The organism is Psychroflexus halocasei (genome assembly GCF_900107595.1).
Classification (GTDB): Bacteria; Bacteroidota; Bacteroidia; order Flavobacteriales; family Flavobacteriaceae; genus Psychroflexus; species Psychroflexus halocasei.
Window position 1 is genome coordinate 1 of sequence record NZ_FNQF01000013.1, and the last position, 18011, is coordinate 18011.

18 protein-coding genes and 2 pseudogenes are annotated in these 18011 nt (G+C 30.6%); 16 read left to right on the forward strand and 4 right to left on the reverse strand.

Annotated features, from left to right (window positions below):
* Positions 1–483 (reverse strand): annotated as a pseudogene (locus tag BLV84_RS11610) (IS110 family transposase); the annotation flags it as partial.
* 362 nt (positions 484–845) lie between these two features.
* On the opposite strand from BLV84_RS11610, the gene BLV84_RS11615 reads away from it, so the two are divergent.
* From BLV84_RS11615 to BLV84_RS11645, 7 genes are all read left to right on the forward strand, one after another.
* Positions 846–1730, forward strand: coding sequence for an FRG domain-containing protein (locus BLV84_RS11615; RefSeq protein WP_093245792.1), 885 nt, complete (start codon positions 846–848; stop codon positions 1728–1730).
* 24 nt (positions 1731–1754) lie between these two features.
* Complete coding sequence (locus BLV84_RS11620; protein ID WP_093245796.1) at positions 1755–2447, forward strand: hypothetical protein; 693 nt, start codon at positions 1755–1757, stop codon at positions 2445–2447.
* Positions 2448–2580: 133 nt separating this feature from the next.
* Positions 2581–3006 carry a hypothetical protein gene (locus tag BLV84_RS11625; RefSeq protein WP_093245801.1) on the forward strand — a complete coding sequence of 142 codons (426 nt, stop codon included), beginning with the start codon at positions 2581–2583 and terminating at the stop codon, positions 3004–3006.
* Positions 3007–3475: 469 nt separating this feature from the next.
* Positions 3476–4255, forward strand: coding sequence for a hypothetical protein (locus BLV84_RS11630; protein WP_093245805.1), 780 nt, complete (start codon positions 3476–3478; stop codon positions 4253–4255).
* Complete coding sequence (locus BLV84_RS11635) at positions 4221–4619, forward strand: hypothetical protein (RefSeq protein WP_093245808.1); 399 nt, start codon at positions 4221–4223, stop codon at positions 4617–4619. Before BLV84_RS11630 ends, BLV84_RS11635 begins: the two co-directional genes overlap by 35 nt.
* A gap of 513 nt (positions 4620–5132) precedes the next feature.
* Positions 5133–5375 carry a hypothetical protein gene (locus BLV84_RS11640; protein WP_093245811.1) on the forward strand — a complete coding sequence of 81 codons (243 nt, stop codon included), beginning with the start codon at positions 5133–5135 and terminating at the stop codon, positions 5373–5375.
* Between the two features lie 238 nt (positions 5376–5613).
* Positions 5614–6288: a peroxiredoxin gene (locus BLV84_RS11645; RefSeq protein WP_093245814.1), complete on the forward strand. Its 675-nt coding sequence runs from the start codon at positions 5614–5616 to the stop codon at positions 6286–6288.
* 156 nt (positions 6289–6444) lie between these two features.
* Here BLV84_RS11645 and BLV84_RS11650 read toward each other — a convergent pair whose 3' ends face one another.
* A complete protein-coding gene (locus BLV84_RS11650) occupies positions 6445–7521 on the reverse strand; it encodes a T9SS type A sorting domain-containing protein (RefSeq protein ID WP_159429428.1) in 1077 nt (358 codons plus the stop codon).
* Positions 7522–7984: 463 nt separating this feature from the next.
* On the opposite strand from BLV84_RS11650, the gene BLV84_RS11655 reads away from it, so the two are divergent.
* From BLV84_RS11655 to BLV84_RS12710, 8 genes are all read left to right on the forward strand, one after another.
* On the forward strand, positions 7985–9802 hold the full coding sequence (locus BLV84_RS11655; protein WP_093245829.1) for an OmpA family protein: 1818 nt from the start codon (positions 7985–7987) through the stop codon (positions 9800–9802).
* 248 nt (positions 9803–10050) lie between these two features.
* Positions 10051–10932, forward strand: a complete 882-nt coding sequence (locus BLV84_RS11660) for a hypothetical protein (RefSeq protein ID WP_143521362.1) — start codon at positions 10051–10053, stop codon at positions 10930–10932.
* Positions 10933–11129: 197 nt separating this feature from the next.
* On the forward strand, positions 11130–11291 hold the full coding sequence (locus BLV84_RS11665; protein WP_262501513.1) for an integrase core domain-containing protein: 162 nt from the start codon (positions 11130–11132) through the stop codon (positions 11289–11291).
* A 139-nt stretch (positions 11292–11430) separates the two neighbouring features.
* The gene (locus tag BLV84_RS11670) at positions 11431–11796 is read left to right on the forward strand and encodes an META domain-containing protein (RefSeq protein WP_093245837.1); all 366 of its coding nucleotides are present in this window, start codon (positions 11431–11433) and stop codon (positions 11794–11796) included.
* 63 nt (positions 11797–11859) lie between these two features.
* Entirely contained in the window at positions 11860–12504 is a 645-nt protein-coding gene (locus BLV84_RS11675; RefSeq protein ID WP_093245839.1) for an HdeD family acid-resistance protein, read from the forward strand.
* Positions 12505–12540: 36 nt separating this feature from the next.
* Positions 12541–13353, forward strand: coding sequence for an SDR family NAD(P)-dependent oxidoreductase (locus BLV84_RS11680; RefSeq protein ID WP_093245841.1), 813 nt, complete (start codon positions 12541–12543; stop codon positions 13351–13353).
* Positions 13354–13413: 60 nt separating this feature from the next.
* Positions 13414–14832, forward strand: a complete 1419-nt coding sequence (gene aspA, locus BLV84_RS11685) for an aspartate ammonia-lyase (RefSeq protein ID WP_093245843.1) — start codon at positions 13414–13416, stop codon at positions 14830–14832.
* A gap of 129 nt (positions 14833–14961) precedes the next feature.
* On the forward strand, positions 14962–15342 hold the full coding sequence (locus tag BLV84_RS12710; RefSeq protein WP_093245845.1) for an SDR family NAD(P)-dependent oxidoreductase: 381 nt from the start codon (positions 14962–14964) through the stop codon (positions 15340–15342).
* Here BLV84_RS12710 and BLV84_RS11695 read toward each other — a convergent pair.
* A pseudogene (locus BLV84_RS11695) lies at positions 15225–16307 on the reverse strand (TolC family protein); the annotation flags it as partial. The gene BLV84_RS12710 and the pseudogene BLV84_RS11695 overlap by 118 nt on opposite strands.
* Before the next feature lie 91 nt (positions 16308–16398).
* A complete protein-coding gene (locus BLV84_RS11700; RefSeq protein ID WP_093245849.1) occupies positions 16399–17232 on the reverse strand; it encodes a helix-turn-helix domain-containing protein in 834 nt (277 codons plus the stop codon).
* Positions 17233–17457: 225 nt separating this feature from the next.
* On the opposite strand from BLV84_RS11700, the gene BLV84_RS11705 reads away from it, so the two are divergent.
* Positions 17458–17781 (forward strand): ferritin, encoded by a 324-nt coding sequence (locus BLV84_RS11705; protein WP_093245851.1) that lies wholly within the window; start codon positions 17458–17460, stop codon positions 17779–17781.
* Positions 17782–18011: the final 230 nt, after the last annotated feature.

Consider the following 18011-nt stretch of genomic DNA (forward strand, 5'->3'; position numbering starts at 1 on the left):
AGAGAACTTAAAACCACTTTACTGGGATTTCCTAAAACAGTTTCGCCGTGTATTTTATTTTTTAGCATTGTGCTTTGTTTTGTATACACAGCAAGAAGTCTAGTCATTTGAAGACATTCTATTTGATGCTTAGAATTACCTCTCCAAAGCTTCAATTCAACTTGTTTTGCATACTCACAAATCAGTTTTGAATCACTTTTATCAGTCTTTATTTTTGATAACTTCATTTGGATAAAGCGCTTAACTGCTAATGGATTTTCTACTGAAACTTTTAGCCCAGATTCCAATAAATAATAAGCCAATTGATAGTGGTAATATCCGGTGGCTTCCATTAACACAATGGCTATCTATTGTTAGAAGTTTAACAAACTTTTTGAAGCCAGATATCCTGTTTTTAAATTGATAATAATTTCCATCAGAATCTGTCACATCAAAAACCAAATGGCTGATGTCTATTCCATAATATTTAATATCTTTAGTCATAAGAAAATGTTTATGAAAGAACAATCTACGCGAGTTTCAACGACTTAAAATCGAGGTCTAAAAGCCTCATAGAACTGTACGAAATCTGTGTAGAAAAGAGAGGGGATTTTTCCCGAAGCTTCGGGATTGACGAGATCAAAGTCTCTGCGTATATAATAACCTTATTCCTCTCTTTTGTCTTTTCTGTTTATGTTCTAAAATTAATGAATTGTAAACTTAAGCCGTGTATAATTCATTGCTGGTTATAGCCTACTTACGAAAGTCCTCGCGGACTTTCTATCTGTGATTTATTTGCTAACTTTAGTGCTTAAACACGCAACGAAATCATACACAAAACCATTAGCTACAATTTGAACCAACCTATGAACTACATACAAGTTTCAGAACTTATAAAAGAAAAATACCTAAACCCTTTAGAGAATTTTGAGATTAAAAATCTACAAGACATTAGAGACTTTCACGAAGAATTAATAAAAGTTAGAGTTGAATTAAAATTTAGTGTAGGAATTGATGTTATGCCACATTACAGAGGCGAACAGAATTATGGTTGGGACATATTGCCTGGAATTTTCAGACCATCATTCTCAAATGAAATTGACTTAAGTCAAGCACGAAAAATTGAAAAAAACGGAGCAGAAATTTTCGAACAAAAAGTAATTGAAAATTATGGGCCAAAACAGCTATTTAAACATAGCAAAAAACCTTATGGGGAAATTTGGGATTTATTATTTCAAGCTCAACACGCTGGAGTAAAAACAAACTTAATTGATTTATCAACTTCAAGCGTTATGTCGTCTTTCTTTATGTGTGAACCGTCTGAAAAACACGAAAAATCGGACGGACAACTTTGGGGTTTACTCGTTCCATTTGAATTTATATTTAATGAAACTTCTGATTATGGAAAAACACTTTTTCCTTTACAAAACCCGTATAATTTAGACAAATCTTTTGTTTGTAATGTTCCTACATACATCAATGATATTGACGAAAGAACTTATCAATTTAGATTATTTAGACAACACGGTAGACTTTTTGCTTCATCCGATTCTGATATTGATGTTCCATTAAATAAAAAAGAATTTTGGAAAAATATGATGTTTCGAGTAAAAGTACCAGCAGAAGTCAAAAAGACAATATTCAAAGAATTACAAGAAGTCGGAATTGACCGAGAAAAATTAATGATTGTAGAGAGTGAAGATGCTGATAAAATGATTTCGGAAATAAATATTGAAATGAAAAAAGTGTAGCGAAAAATGGCTATAATTTGACAAATGACCGACGAAGAATACTTAAGTCAAATATCAAAAGTTGAAATCTATTGCGAAATCCTGCTTGGAATTTTGAGATATACGAATGTTAAAACATATCCTACAGAAGAAGAGCAAGTAAAGCTACTAACTAAAAAGCTAAAATTTCAAAACTTATATGATTTCGATTTGTTTAGAGCTTGTATTGACCAAATGGAAGACGCTCAATATGCAATTAATGAATTTGTAGAGAATGGCTTATACATAAATCAAAATAGACAAGGAGAAATGTATTTAAGGCTCTATGGAGTTTTAAACGCTTGTTATTTACAAGTTGGAGTTATAACGGATTTAGTAAGGTTATTCAACTTCCAAAATCAAAAGGAGATTAGAGAGGAATTAAAAAAGCTAAACGCAATTGAATTAAGGAACAAAATAGCTTCTCAAACAACTAGTTACATTGACAAAAACAATAATTTTCATTATTATAAAGTAGCTCAATCATCATTGGACAAAAAAGCAAATAGAATACTTATAGTGAGAAAAAACGAAGAAGCTGATTATATTAATTTGTTAGACTATATTAGTGAATTCACAAAGACAATGGAATTATATTTAGAACAAATAATTGACAAGGAATTATATTCAAGAACTTTTAAAAAAGAAGCTTTTGAATGGATGAAATTTAGACACGATTTTATAAAAAACTGTAGCTAACAATGTGTATAATTAATGGCTTGGATCTCGCCTACTTACGAAATCCCTCGCGGATTTTCTATTCGGTTTTTATTTACTAACTTTAGTGCTTAACCACGCAACGAAATCATACAAAAAACCATTGTACACAATTATGATAAAATCAATCTATATATTATTATCATTATTAATTTCAGGAAATATTTTCTGTCAAAATTCAATAATTAGCGAAAGTGATATTCCAAAACTTGATTCTATAATAAAACACTTGGAAAAGAATTACAATCAAAGTGAAACACCTAATTTTTACTCACTACCACAGACATCAGCTAGTTATTTCGAAATCATTACTAAAGACCCAGAAAATTTTCTTGCTGAATTAAAAAAATCTGAGAATCTAGAACAACTACAAAATAAATTTAAAGGATTACAAATCGACAATGATTTACTGGTCATAAATAACGTTTATTCTGATTATAAAAATAAAAAGAAATTAGAAATAAAATCTTTTAAAATTGCGAACAATCGAAACCACGGCATTAAACTATTATTTAATGATTCCCTTAACAAAATAACTTAAAACATTTTCACTCTAGTTATAAAAACAAAAGGGATAGCATAACCACAATTCGTGGCTTTTATTTAAATAATGAATTCAAATCAATTAAACTTTCGAAAAGACTTTCTGATTGGATTAACTACGCTGATTTAATATTAAGACCAGAAACCTCTATTTTTTATGATAGTGACAATAAATTAAATGAATTTAGAGCATATAAAAGAACTATCATTGACTCATTAGTAAATTATTATGAACTAAAAACCAACAAACCACCTTACAAAAAAAAGCAAGATTTCATTACCCGAAGAAATTAAATGAGTGGCAATCTAAAAAAGAAAAATATGCAGATAGTCTTTATAATAATGATCAAAATTTCAAAAAACTCTTAATTGAAGCGTTAGAATATGCAGAGAAAAATAAAGTTTCTAATGGAGATTTAGAGGACTTTACTGCGCAATTAATTTCAAAAAAAAGAGCTTTGAAATTAATGAGACAAAATAGACAGGTTGGAACTTGCAGTTTCGATAATGGTCCAATCATACAACAAAAAAGGATTGCAAGTTTGGCCTCCAAAACTCAAAATTGGGACGTTTTTATTAAGTCATTCTTAAATGTAATGAATGATAACGTTTCCAGAAATGCAAATAGCAATATTGCTTCAAACGCTAGAAAAACTTATATCGAAGAACTTGCAAAACTTGAATTAGATATTGATAAAATCTTATTGGGTTCTAACGTTAGAATTGATGATACAATTCAAACCCACTATTTTTCAGATGGTGGCAAAATCGCGAAAGCCTATGCTAACTTAAATTCTAACAAACAAGAATACTTCGAGAATACAACTTTCGAAATAATTAAAGACATAGATATTGATGCTTTTAACAAGTTACATTTTTATAATACTCTCAAAAACTATCAATACTTTATAAAAGATAGTACCAAAAAAACAGAATTGGAAAAAGATATTCAGAATCTAGTGCCATTACTTCCAAAAGAATTAAAATCTCGAATTGAAAACCCAAACAAACAACTTTACGATTTACTTTATCGTGAAAAAGAAATGCTAGATAGTTTTGATATTAAATCATCAATTATAGCATACATTGGCTCTTACAGTTTTGATGGCGAGTGCTGGCAAGCTGAACTTATTGACAAAAATTCTGACGGAAAGATTATTTACAATTTAACAATGGCAATTGGTGAAAAAATAACACCACTTCAAAATTTTGTTGACAAAAAAAAGCGAATTCAAATCTCGTGTTGAGGAACATTCATTCTTACAAAAAATTATCAATGATAATAAACAAAATAAGGTTTACATAAAATTCACAACTGACAAGTCATTTGTTAATCATAGAAACAGAGTGACCAAAGATATGCCTAAGGAATTAGTAGACAATTTAGACTTTGGAAATGCAATTTCTCTCTATGTCTCATTTCCTAAAAGAAAATATGTACGTTTTGTTTTGTTAAATAATGGAAACTTATTGATGTTAGGAATTCCAAAGGGTTTTGAATTGCTAGACTATAAGTTCGAGGAATTGATGACCAAAGAAAAAAAATCATTCTTGTCGACTTCTTATAAAAGTTTTAAATTATTTGATGAGAAAGGAAAGATGTTAAATTAAAAAATAACTGTTCAAAACAATACTATAAGTAATTGCTTGTCCTGCCTACTTCTGGAAAACCTCGTGGGTTTTCATTTTGTAGCGTACTTGCAAAATTAACCGCTAACCCCCGTAAATATTCATAATCAAGACAAAATATAAAAACCAAATAATGAGAAATTTAATATTACTATAAAGTATATTACTAATATCTTGTTCTAATGATAATGAACAAGATTATTCTAACTGCATAGAAAATTCTGCGGTTGAGAATGGATTTATTTATAACTATAATACTTATAACACACAGTAATTGACAGAATGAATATGAATTATACAACTAAATTTCAAACTATAAGTTGTATGCTTGAATTTGTTAATGAAGAATATTCTGATTATTCTTTTAATGAAGGAGACTCAAATATTAATATAGTGAACATCTAGATTTCAATACCTTCCGAATATTACCAATTACAAGAATTACAAGAAGGAACATATCATTTAAGGGAAGAATATGATGATGATCCAAACACTTTGGATATTGTTGCATTATTCAGAGTTGGTCCAAACGTTAACGTTTATAGACAGGAAAATTATGTTAATTTATTAATTTCAGGCTTAATACTAGGACAACCTGATATTTATGAACAAGCAGAAGTTACAATTAAAAAACTTCCAAACGAAGAATACAAGAATGAATACATTTTTGAAGCCCAGGGAAAAATTGTCAAAGGACATTTCAAGAGTGCTTTATCATTCGTGGATAATTGGTCTTAAATAATAATTAAGGCGTTTATAATTCATCGTTTGTTTTAACACACTTACGAGAGTACTCGCGGATTTTCTATCTGTGATTTACTTGCTGACTTAAGTATTTAAGCACTTAACAAAGTTAAATCTAACTTCTTCATTTGAACTCAATACTTTTCATGGTAACAATAGTTACTGTTCTCGACTAAATTTAAAGTTATTTTTGAATTGAAGAAGTATAAATAATAATTAAAAACAAAAAATTATGAGAAATGAGAACGAAATGGAAGGTCAGGTAGTTTCAATGCCACGAATTGGAGATAATGCACCAGACTTTGAGGCAATGACAACAAAAGGAAAAATTCAATTTTCAGATTTTGCAAGAGATAAATGGATTGTGATGTTTTCACATCCTGCTGATTTCACTCCTGTTTGTACTACAGAAATGAGTGGTTTTGCTCAAAGAAAATCAGAGTTTGATGTATTAAATACAGAACTTCTAGGTTTAAGCATTGATAGTATTCATGCACATTTAGGTTGGGTACAAAATGTAAGAGAAAACACAGGTGTTTATTTTGACTTTCCTATTATAGCAGACTTAGATATGAAAGTTTCAAAATTATACGGGATGCTACAGCCGAATGAAAGTGAAACAGCGGCAGTTCGCGCAGTATTCTTTATTGATCCTAAAAAAAAGATACGCTTAGTTATGTACTATCCTTTAAATGTAGGTAGAAATATGAATGAAATTCTAAGAGCATTAAAAGCATTACAAACCTCTGATAAATATAATGTTGCAATGCCGCTAGATTGGGAGAAAGGAGATAAAGTAATTGTATCACCTCCAAAAACATTAGATGAATTAAATGATAGAATTAACGATGACTCATTAGAGAAAGTCGATTGGTATTTGGCTAAAAAGAGTATCGAAAAAAGTTAAAATCAAAACAAAGTATAAATCGAAAAATCATTAAATATTTTTCAATAAAATAAACTAAAAAAGCCTAAACAGTGATTTCATTGTTTAGGCTTAATTTATATTACTAAAACTCTAATAATTCTTAAAATGAGTCTTAAGTAGTCAGTAACATAGTTATTATCTCTTTAAGATTTGCTTTGATAAATGACCATCACTTGAAGATATAACCATTATATAAGAACCACTAGGAAGATCAGATATATTTAATTCATAGTTGTTTTTGCTAGTCTTAAATGAAGTACTTTTTAAAATTTTACCTGAAAGATCATAAAAATTAATAGAATTAATTTTTATCTGTTTAGGATTAAGTAAAGAAATATAATTATCAGAAGGATTAGGGTAAATTTTAAAACTTAATAAATTATTATCTTCAATATTTAAATTATCAGTTACTTCAATTGATGCTCCTGTAACATCTAAAGCAGCGCAAATACCAAGGCCATTTAAAATTCCTAATACATCGCCTCCTGTTGTTGTCCCTGGAACTACGATTGAAGTGTCAATATAATTTGGATCGTTGCTGTCAGATAATTCTGCTACCAAAGTGTGTATTGTATATTCTCCAGCTGCAGTTACTGTAAATTCTGGTGTTGCACCTAATTGCTCAATCACTAAGTTTGAACCTGAGGTCAAAACATAAGCAACTTCGTAATTAGTTGGAATTGTCGGTGACATATCTTCCGTTGCACTGATCACAACATCTGAACCTGACAATTGAACCGGCGTTACATCTGCAATTAATGATCCTGCATCAGCAGAACAAGTTTCAACACTGACAGATGCACCTGTAACATCTAAAGCAGCGCAAATACCAAGGCCATTTAAAATTCCTAATACATCGCCTCCTGTTGTTGCCCCTGGAACTACGATTGAAGTATCCAAGTAATTTGGATCGTTACTGTCAGATAATTCTGCTACTAAAGTGTGTATTGTATATTCTCCAGCTGCAGTTACTGTAAATTCTGGTGTTGGACCTAATTGCTCAATCACTAAGTTTGAACCTGACGTCAAAACATAAGCAACTTCATAATTAGCAGGAATTGTCGGTGACATATCTTCAGTTGCACTGATCACAACATCCGAACCTGACAATTGAACCGGCGTTACATCTGCAATCAATGATCCTGCATCAGCAGAACATTGGGCTTGAATCTCAAAGCTTGTCAAAAAGCTAAAACTAATTAATAAACCCATTAAAATGGATTTTAAATTAGTAACTAAAAAATTAATGTAGTAAATGTTTTTCATGATATATTTTGTTTAATATTAATGCTACAAAGTTAAACAAAACACAAAGCCAATATCCTATTAAAATGTTAAATACAAAAATTTATTATTAATTACCTAATAATAGGCTCATTAAATTTTAAAATAATTATTATTTAAACTAAACAGTTAATAATATTTAAATTTATCATCTGTCACGACTGTAAACGCTAATACAAATCATACCTCTACTCTTTTAATTTTGTAAAATATGGAATTGAATTATGAGAAATCTATAGTATTTAAAACTAATCGCGTTGAAATGAAGTTGTTTTTTAAATTTCTTAAATTTTCACTATCAAAAGGTCTTTATTCAATTAATATTTCATCTTCAGGGTAACATCAATGCTCTTTTTGTATATAAGTTTAATAAACCTAAAGACTTAATACAATGAAGAATTTATTAAAATTATTTTTTATAATATTCATGTTTTTATATGGGTATGAATCAAGAGCTCAAGAAAATCAAGAAAAAATAGAAGATACAATTCCTAAAAAGGGATATTTTCAAATCAGCCCTAGAGTTGGATATGATTTTCCTACTTATAAAAATAATACGCCTTACATTGATTATAACGGTGGCCTTGACTTTGGTATTTCATTAGATTATTACTGGAATTGGTTTGGTGTAGGTGCAGATTTTGGCTACATCATGAATAAACCTGAAAGTACCTACCCTACTGATAATCTTTACGAATCAGATTTTTCATCTCCTATAAATTCTTTTAATCTAAATGAAGAAAAAATTACACGTCTTTTCTATGGTATTGGCCCCAATTTTCAATACATCACTAAAAGCGAGAAATATAAAGTTGAACTCAATACTAGAGTGGGTTTTTCTAATATAAATGGTGGTAGGACATTATTGGAAGGTACTTCTGAAAAATCAATTACTTATCCTTTAAACTTTCATGCAGGTTATAAAGCTACTAATGTCTTATCAGCTAAAGGACAAGTGAGATTTACTTATTCTCTAAATCAAAATTTTGGTTTCAACATTGGAGGTTATTACATGAGACATTTTGAAGCTAGTGAACTTAACGAAGCTGGAATTTCGGCTAGTTATCAACCATTTAAGATTGGAGATGGTGTGACCAGCGAACCAATAACAACCATAAATAGTGAAAATATGACAAGATCTGAACCTTGTGATTGCGATATTTATTCAATTGGTGTCTTTGCCGGAATCACCTATAAATTTTCAAACAAAGACAAAGTAGAAGTCATAGATGAAACTCAAAAAGTTTGTCCTGTTTGCCATGAAAAGCATCAACCGGTTTGTTGTGAAACCTGCGGTTGTAATATTACAATTACTGCAAAAGACAAATATACTGGTGAAGTTTTATCAAACACAGATGTAATCCTGCAAGATTTAAATGGTAACATTGTTGAAAGCGGTACAACAAACTCATTCGGTGTGATTGTATTTAATGAAGTTAAGGAAAACAACTATGTTATTAGTGGTAAATTATACGGTATAGACCTTGAAAATACTAACATTACCCAAAATGATTTTAAAAATTGTCATAAAAATAGTGCAGGTATTCAAAAAACAATTTTGTACAGTGATAATCAATTTATACTTAAAGGTAATGTTGTTGAATGTAATACAGATCAAGGCATTCAAGATGTTGATATCCAACTAAATGATTTTAAAAAATCACTAGAAAAACATACACTTTCTGATACTAAAGGTCAATTTAATTTTCATTTAGAACAAATTTCAGTTTACACCTTAAAAGGTAAAAAAGATGGCTACTACTCTAGCGAGGTTGAAGTTTCTACAAGTACTTATGATAGAAGTAAAACACTTTTTATTGATTTCGAAATGTGTGTCGACCCTTGTGGTAAAGCAATTAAACTAGATAATATCAATTTCGATTTAGATAAATCGGAAATACTACCAAAAGCTATTCCAGATTTAGAACGTATTGTTAAACTCATGAAAGATAATCCAAATATCAAAGTTGAAATGTCTTCTCACACTGATAGTCAAGGTTCTGATATATATAACCAAAACTTGTCTCAACGTCGAGCAGATGCTACTGTCAAATATATTGTAGAGCGTGGTATTTCTAGAGATCGTCTTATTGCTAGAGGCGCTGGCGAGACCGAACTCAAAAACAAAAAATGTGCTAATAATGTTCCTTGTACTGATGATGAACACAGAATAAATAGAAGAACAGAGTTTAAAGTCATTTGTTTTTAAAAAACTATTAATCAAAATCTTAACTTATAAAAATCTGCTCTCAGGATAATTAAAAACTTATCCTGAGATATCTAAAAAATATCAAAATGAAAACTCTATCAAAAAATAATAATATAAAATTCAAATCTCATTATTTGAATATTTTTAAAATATGCCTTGCTTGTTCTCTCTTACTTATAATATCATGTAGTGAAGACGTTTGCGGTTACGATGATTTGGTTAATTCCACTTTTGATTGTGAAGATTTAATGCTCGACATCGGCGCTGAATGTGACTCTAATAGTGATGGGATTTATGATGGCACTGTTAGTGAATTTTGTCAATGTAACAATGCTGCTAATGAAACTGATTGTGAAGATCTTCAACTTAACATCGGTGATCAATGCGACTCAAATGGTGATGGCACTTTAGATGGTAACGTGAATGATTCATGTGAATGTATTCCAAAAAATAGTGTCATAGATACTTGTCCCGGATATATACAAAATGGTGATTTTGAAATCATCACTGGTAATCCAAATACTTCTGTTGATCAAGATATAGACCTTGCCACACACTGGAAAAAATTATGGGTCAGCGGTAGTAAAGCGGATTTATTTGATGAAACTACTTTAGAATATGGAGCCTCTTGTTTTGAAGGTCCTACTCCCTCATCAGGTGTTTTTGCAGGAATGTGGATAGAAAATTCAAGCACAACTGATGCGACCTATCGAGAAGGTATGTTTAATGAAATGTCACAAAAAATTTATGAAAATTCTGGTTTGTACAATCTATCATTTGATTATGCCTTAATGAGTGGAAATTGCTCAACCAGTAATAACGTAAAGATTGGTGTTTACGGCATTAATTATTCAAGCTCAGATCCATTACCCGCAACACCTACAGGTATAGGAACACCTTCAAACTTAGATCTATTTGGAACCACAAACACAGTCTTTTTAGGTGAGATTGTTATCAGTTCTACTACAACAAATACATGGCAGAGCATCAATATCACGATCGATACAAGTTCTCTTACATTTCCTACCGATGGAATCAACCATATCATGATTACAAATTCCCATCTTCCTTTAGATGAATATGGAAAAATGTTTGTTGGCTTTGATAATTTTTGTCTGATCAATCAGTAAACTTTATATCAAATTTCAATCTTGAAAGACTTTAAGAGACAGCTAATAGCTGTCTCTTTTTATTGAATAGCAAAAAATATCTTCGCATATAAGATTGAATTAGAATAAAATATTTCAGCCATTTATAGATTTGTTTGATAATACTACTCAATGTATTTAATTCACATGTTATAAATGATTAGGAAAACAATATTGGTATCAGCATGACTGAAGATGATCATTGTTACGAAAACGCAATGGCTGAACGTGTAAATGGCATCTTAAAAGATGAATTCTATCTCGATCAAATCTTTGATAACCTACAACATGCAAAACGCGCTACAAAAAATGCAATTAATCTATACAACGAAATAAGATGACACTTATCTTTAGATTTTAAAACTCCAAATATGGTGTATAAATTATCAGCCTAAAATAAATTTTAACCTGTAGCCATATTTCAGGACTAGACACTTTTTAAATGTTGGAAAAAGAGCGCCACTTGCAGTTTTTAGAAAAGTGGATTCTCAAGAAAAAATTGTTGAAAAATACTGGAAATTGATCAAGCTTGAAGGTCAAAACATCAAAATGGCTGATAACCAAGAAAGAGAAGTTTATTTTAGACTTAAAAGTGACGACCAATCAATAATAGGTTTTGCTGGATGCAACACAATGAGCGGAAAACATGAACTGATGGAAGGTAACAGAATTAAATTTTCAAAAATAGGTGTCACAATGAGACTTTGTCCAGATGTAGATGTTAATGAATCAGAATTTCTTAAAGTTTTTGAGTTGGCCGATAATTATTCAATTCATAATGATAAACTTAGTTTAAATATCGGTAAACGCGCGCCTTTAGCAGTATTCGAAGCTGTCTATTTTTAAAGATAGTAGCTTAATTAAATCATAATAAAATTCATAATATACAATTAACTAATAATATAAATCATGAGAACTCAATTTTTTAATTCAATCAAAGATGCTGTCAAGCATTGGTACATTCCACTTATTGTCGGTATCTTATTTATAGGTGTAAGTATTCTAGTATTTTCTTCACCTTTAGGATCTTTATTAACTCTATCAATTTTCTTTGCTCTTTCATTTTTACTAGGTGGTATTTTTGAAATTATCTTCTCTGTATCAAACAGACACAGATTAGAAAACTGGGGTTGGGCTTTAGCTTTTGGTATCATGACAACGCTTATTGGAGGTTTATTAATCCTTAACCCTCAATTATCGTTGACCGCTCTCCTATTTTATGTTGGCTTCATCATTTTATTTCGATCAATCGGTGCAATTAGTTTTGCACTTGACGTTAAGCGTTATGGAAGTAAAAACTGGGGATTATTATTAGCATTTGGAATCATTGGAGCTATTGTCTCTTTCTTTTTAATTTGGAATCCAGCTTTTGCAGGAATTAGCGTGGTAATTCTTGTCGCTATGGGATTCTTATTTGGCGGGTTGTTTAATATTTACTTCTCTATCCAACTAAGAAGAGCTCATAAAAACATGAAAAAGATCAGTCCTGAACTCCGTGAACGCTACTTAGAATTAGAAGAAGATTTAAAGAAAGAATGGAACGAAAGCCATTAGACTTTTGAAGATTAGAAACTTATAAATTAAGAAAAAATGAAAAATTCAAACAATATAGTTGTTATTACAGGTGGTGCTGGTGGTATTGGTCAAGAATGTGCAAGAGCTTTCAAGAAAGATCATTTGATCATTACTGATTATGCTCAAAAAGATGTAGATGAAGTTGTAAAAAAACTTAATAATGATGGTTACCAGGCATCAGGTATTGCTTGTGATATTACTAATAAAAAAGATGTCCAAAAATTAGTTGAGTTTACTGCTGATGCAGGTCAATTAAAAGCAATCATCCATACAGCTGGTGTTAGTGGAACAATAAAAGATGCTAAAAAAGTTTTTAACATCAACCTCGTCGGGACTGACATTATTCTCGATAGCTTTTATCATATTGCTAAAAAAAATAGTGCAGCAATTTTACTATCATCAATGATGGCTCATACAGTTCCCGAAAATGACACCTACGATTATGCTTTAAAAAATCCACAAGAAGATAATTCACTTGAAGCTGTCAATAAAGTTGTTGAAGAAAATGCAGATACAATGTATAATTTCACAAAAAGAGGTGTCATTCTTCTTATGCTCAAAAATGTTGATGAATGGGGTGAAAAAGGAGCACGAATATTAACAGTTTCCCCAGGAGTTATCGAAACTAAAATGGGACTTAAAGCTGCTGAGGAACATCCTGAAAGAATGGAAAAAATTAAAAATGCTACACCATTAAAAAGAAATGGAAAACCTGAAGATGTTTCTAATATGGTTCATTTTTTGGCATCTGAAAAGGCAAACTTCTTAACAGGAACAGATATATTAGTCGATGGAGGCGTTTTAAATAACATTAAAAAAGGATTGTAATATATTTTTTGAAATTGCCTTTGTCATTTAATCTTTAATATTACTAAATAAACACAACTTATGAAAACTAGAAAGGAAGAAGATTTATTAGGTCAATTAGACATTAATAATGACGTTTTTTATGGTGTCCATACATTAAGAGCCATGAATAATTTTCAAATCTCAAATGGAAAAATAGGTGACTATCCTTTTTTTGTAAAAGGAATGGTCACAACTAAAAAAGCATGTGCATTCGCTAATAAAGAAGTCGGAACAGTTCCTGCTGATAAAGCAGACATGATTATCGAAGCATGTGATGAAATTTTAAGCAATTTAGAAAAATATACGCAATATTTTCCTATTGATGTTTTTCAAGGAGGCGCTGGAACTTCAGTTAACATGAACACAAATGAAGTTATTGCGAATTTAGCCTTAACACTTAACGGTCATCCAAAAGGAAGTTATGACATCATCCATCCTAATGATCATGTTAATAAATCTCAATCAACAAACGATGCATACCCTACAGGATTTAGAGTTGCGATTTATTATTACATCAATCATCTTTTAGAAAAAGTGAATACGCTGACAACTCAATTTGACAGGAAAGCAGCTGAATTTAAGAAAGTTCTCAAAATGGGAAGAACACAAATGCAAGATGCAGTCCCAATGTCTTTAGGTGATGAGTTTTCAGCTTGGGCAACAAATTTAAAAGAAGAAATCAAAAATCTAAAAGCTTGTAGAGACCTTATTTTACCGGTTAATTTAGGCGGTACAGCAATTGGAACACGTGTGAACGCACCTGATGGATTTACAGAATTATCCATAGGATATTTACAAAAATTCACGAAAGCAAGTTTTGTAGAAGCTGAAGATCTTATTGAAGCAACATCAGATTGTGGTGATTATGTGACTATTTCTGGTGCTTTAAAAAGAACATCCGTCAAAGTCTCTAAAATTTGTAATGACTTAAGACTTCTTTCTTCAGGACCACGTTGCGGATTTAATGAAATTAATCTGCCACAAATGCAAGCTGGTTCATCCATCATGCCTGCTAAAGTGAATCCTGTTATTCCTGAAGTTGTTAATCAAGTTTGTTATAAAATTATTGGAAATGATGCAACGGTTGCCTTTGCAGCTGAAGCAGGTCAACTACAACTTAATGTCAATGAACCTGTGATGGCACAATGCTTATTTGAGTCAATGGAACTATTGTCAAATGCTATTGAAACGCTAGCTATCAAATGTGTTTCAGGCATCACGGCTAACGCAGAACATACCAAGAAAATGGTTTACAACTCTGTAGGATTAATCACTTTTCTTAATCCTTATATAGGTCACCACATGGGAGATTTAATCGGAAAAGAAGCAGTTGCAACAGGAAAAACAATTAGAGAATTAGTTTTAGAAAAAGAACTTCTTTCTGAAAGTGACCTTGACGATATATTGAGCCCTGAGAATTTGATGAATCCTAAATATAAAGCGGCAATTAATAAGTAATTAATCATAATTTAATATTTATTAAACATTATTCGTTTAAATTTTATTTAATTTACGAGTATTAAAAAGTATTTCAGTCTATCTGATTGAAATACTTTTTACTTTTTAATAATTATTAAAACGAAACACATGAAAAAAATAAAAGAATTATTCGATTTTAAAGGAAAAGTAATCATCATTAGTGGTGCAGCTGGCGCTATAGGCAGTGAAGCTTCACGTTTTTTAAGTTCCTTAGGTGCCAACGTCGTCATGGCTGACCTTAATGAAGAGAAAGTAAAAGCTTATGCTTCTGATATTGAAAAAGAAACAGGAAACTCAACCTTAGCAATGAAAATTGATTTCACAGAAGAAAATGAAATTAAAAAACTCGTTGATGCTACGTTGTATGCTGAATTGACATCAGCTTCTATCTGTTGCTCAACAGCTTCCTGCCTAAGCTCAGCCTGTATAATTAACTCCTCATCAATCAAAGCTTTTTTCTTGTTTTTAAATAAAGATTCTATATTGTAAGATAGATTCAAACCCACTTGATAATTATTAGAATAGTAATCTAAAGCTGGTGTTGTGCTTGTCATTGGTCGTGTAGCGTTGTAGCCTGCAAAACCTGCAAGTGTCGGCAATTTATCAGCCTTAGTTAATTCTAAATTTTTTTCTGCAATTTCAATTTGCGTCTCACTCATTTTCATCTGCGGATTGTTTTCAAAAGCTTTTTGCAAATAAAAGTTTTCATTTTGTGAACTGATTTGATGATTGATATTACTCACATTAGGTTTGATTAAAATGTTATCATCAATGCCTACAAACAAAATCAAATTTTTATTAGTGACTTCAATCGCGTTATTCACCTGAATGAGACTTTGTTCAAGTTGACGCTCCAAAACTTCAGCCCGCAAGACTTCGTTTTTTGAAATCATATCTTCATTATAAAAGAGTTTCGCATTTTTCACCCTTTCATTTGCTAGTTTTTTGTTGTTTTCTAAAATTCTTTTTTGATTTTGTAAATTATGAAGATTTAAATAAAGCTCAGTCGCATTCAACTTGATGCTTTGATCAGTATCTTCAAGTTGACTTTCACTTAAAGATTTACTCATCTCTGCGAGCGCGATTGCCTTATTAACTCGGCCTCCGCCATAAATAAGCTGACTTGCAGAAACATTAAATTGATGTCCAAAGTTAGGAATATTTACGCGCTGAATATGCGACCAATGATTATCATACAAATTGACATCGCTTAAATACATACCAATCATCTCAGCACCAATATCTGGAAGTCGGTTTATTTTCACATCTCCTACTCTAGCATCAGCAACTTCAACTGAAGCTTTTGCAATTTTTAATTGAATATTATTGATCATTAAACTATCGGCTAACTCTTGAATAGTCATAGAATATTCTACTCTTTCTTGCGCTTTCATCTTGTGGTTTAATCCACAAAAAAGAAGCGTCGATAAAAGTGTTAGGTTAATTATACGCATGTGTTATTGTTTTATTTGGCAAAGCTACTTATTAAAATTACGAGATAAATATCAGAATCTGCAAACTTAATGTCAAAATGTACTATTTGTATTAATCTTGATAATTTTTTCGGTATTCTGTTGGACTTATACCGCTTTTTCGCTTAAAAAAATGACTAAAAGTATAAGGGTCAGTAAAACCTAATTGATAAGCAACTTCAGAAATCGGATGGACATTGCTTGATAATTCCTTTTTCGCCTGGCTTAAAAGCAAACGATGAATAATTTCTTGGGCAGTCATAGTCGTTAATTCTTTGACTGTGGAAGATAAATATCTTGCAGTTACATTTTGCATGGCAGCATAATCACTTACTTTTAGCTTAAAATTTCTTTTCTCTTGAAGATTTTTAAAAAAAGTTAAAACTAATTTTTCCTGTTGATTTGAAGGCTGAGATTGATAGTCATTTTCCTGACTGAGTTTATCCATTGTGCTGTACAAAAATGAATAATTTAAATGTCTTAAAATGTGAAGTTTTAAATCTTCGTTCTTTGAAGAATTATTTAATTGACTTTGAATGTGAGTGATTAAACTCCATAAGTCCTTAAAATCTGATGGTGAAAGCGCAAAACTTAGTTTTGTATTCTGATAAATAAATTTGAAAGCTTGAATCAGGTTTAATTGAAATGTCATTTGACGTACATAAGTGCGATCGTAACAGATTAATTTAAGCTCACAATCTGAACTCATCTCTTTAATTAAAACAACTTCTCGTTTAGCAGAAATTGTAATTGAAGAATCTTCTGCTTTTATTGTATCATGAGCTTCAAAAATAAGATGCCCCTTTTTAATAAGCAGAAAGAAAGGCGGCTTTAAAACAAATTGATTTTCTTCATCAATAGATGTATTGACATCCTTTTCTGTAAAAAAATTAAAATTATTTTTCACTTACTTATTTAAAATTCAATGTCATTAAAAGTAGAAAAAGTTTCTTTACAAACGTACTTGCTAAATATATTTTAAAATCAACTAAGCTGTATTTTAAGTAACCTAAATAAAATTCGAGTTTTAAAAACATAGATTAAGCTTTAAATTAATGATGAAATGAAAAAAAGAGATAAATCAACAAATTAAAGCTATCATACTTGAGGAAGATCCAAAGGTGAAGCTAAAATTGAAGCCATCAAAGCACCACCAGAAAATCCTAAAGACATCGGTGATTGCTTGCGTAAAATTTTACAACATGAAATTGATAACTCTAATGAAATTGATAAAATCGTTAATCTTGCACAAGAAGAAAAAGATTGGGCTACATTTAATTTTGCACAATGGTTTGTGAGAGAGCAGATTGAAGAAGAGACCTTAGTTAATGATTTAATCGACAAATACAATCTTGCTTCAACTAAGATTGATGAAAACACAAGCTTATACGAGTTAGATAGAGACTTAACGAATGCTTCACAAGAAGCTGAAACACCTCGAGAAGAAGAGTTTTAAAAACAAAGTAACTTATTTAAAAGGAGATTAATTTCTCCTTTTTTTTTTAGAACACGACAAAAATTGTTTAACTATTTGATTTTTAACAAAGTAAAGTAAATTTTAATCTTCTTTATATTGCATAAAATACTGGAGTTCAGTATATTAAAGCATTATTCTTCAAGTAATGACTTTAAAAAAGAACTCCAGTACAGGTATTAAAGATACTCAATTATTAGCACTATTCAAAG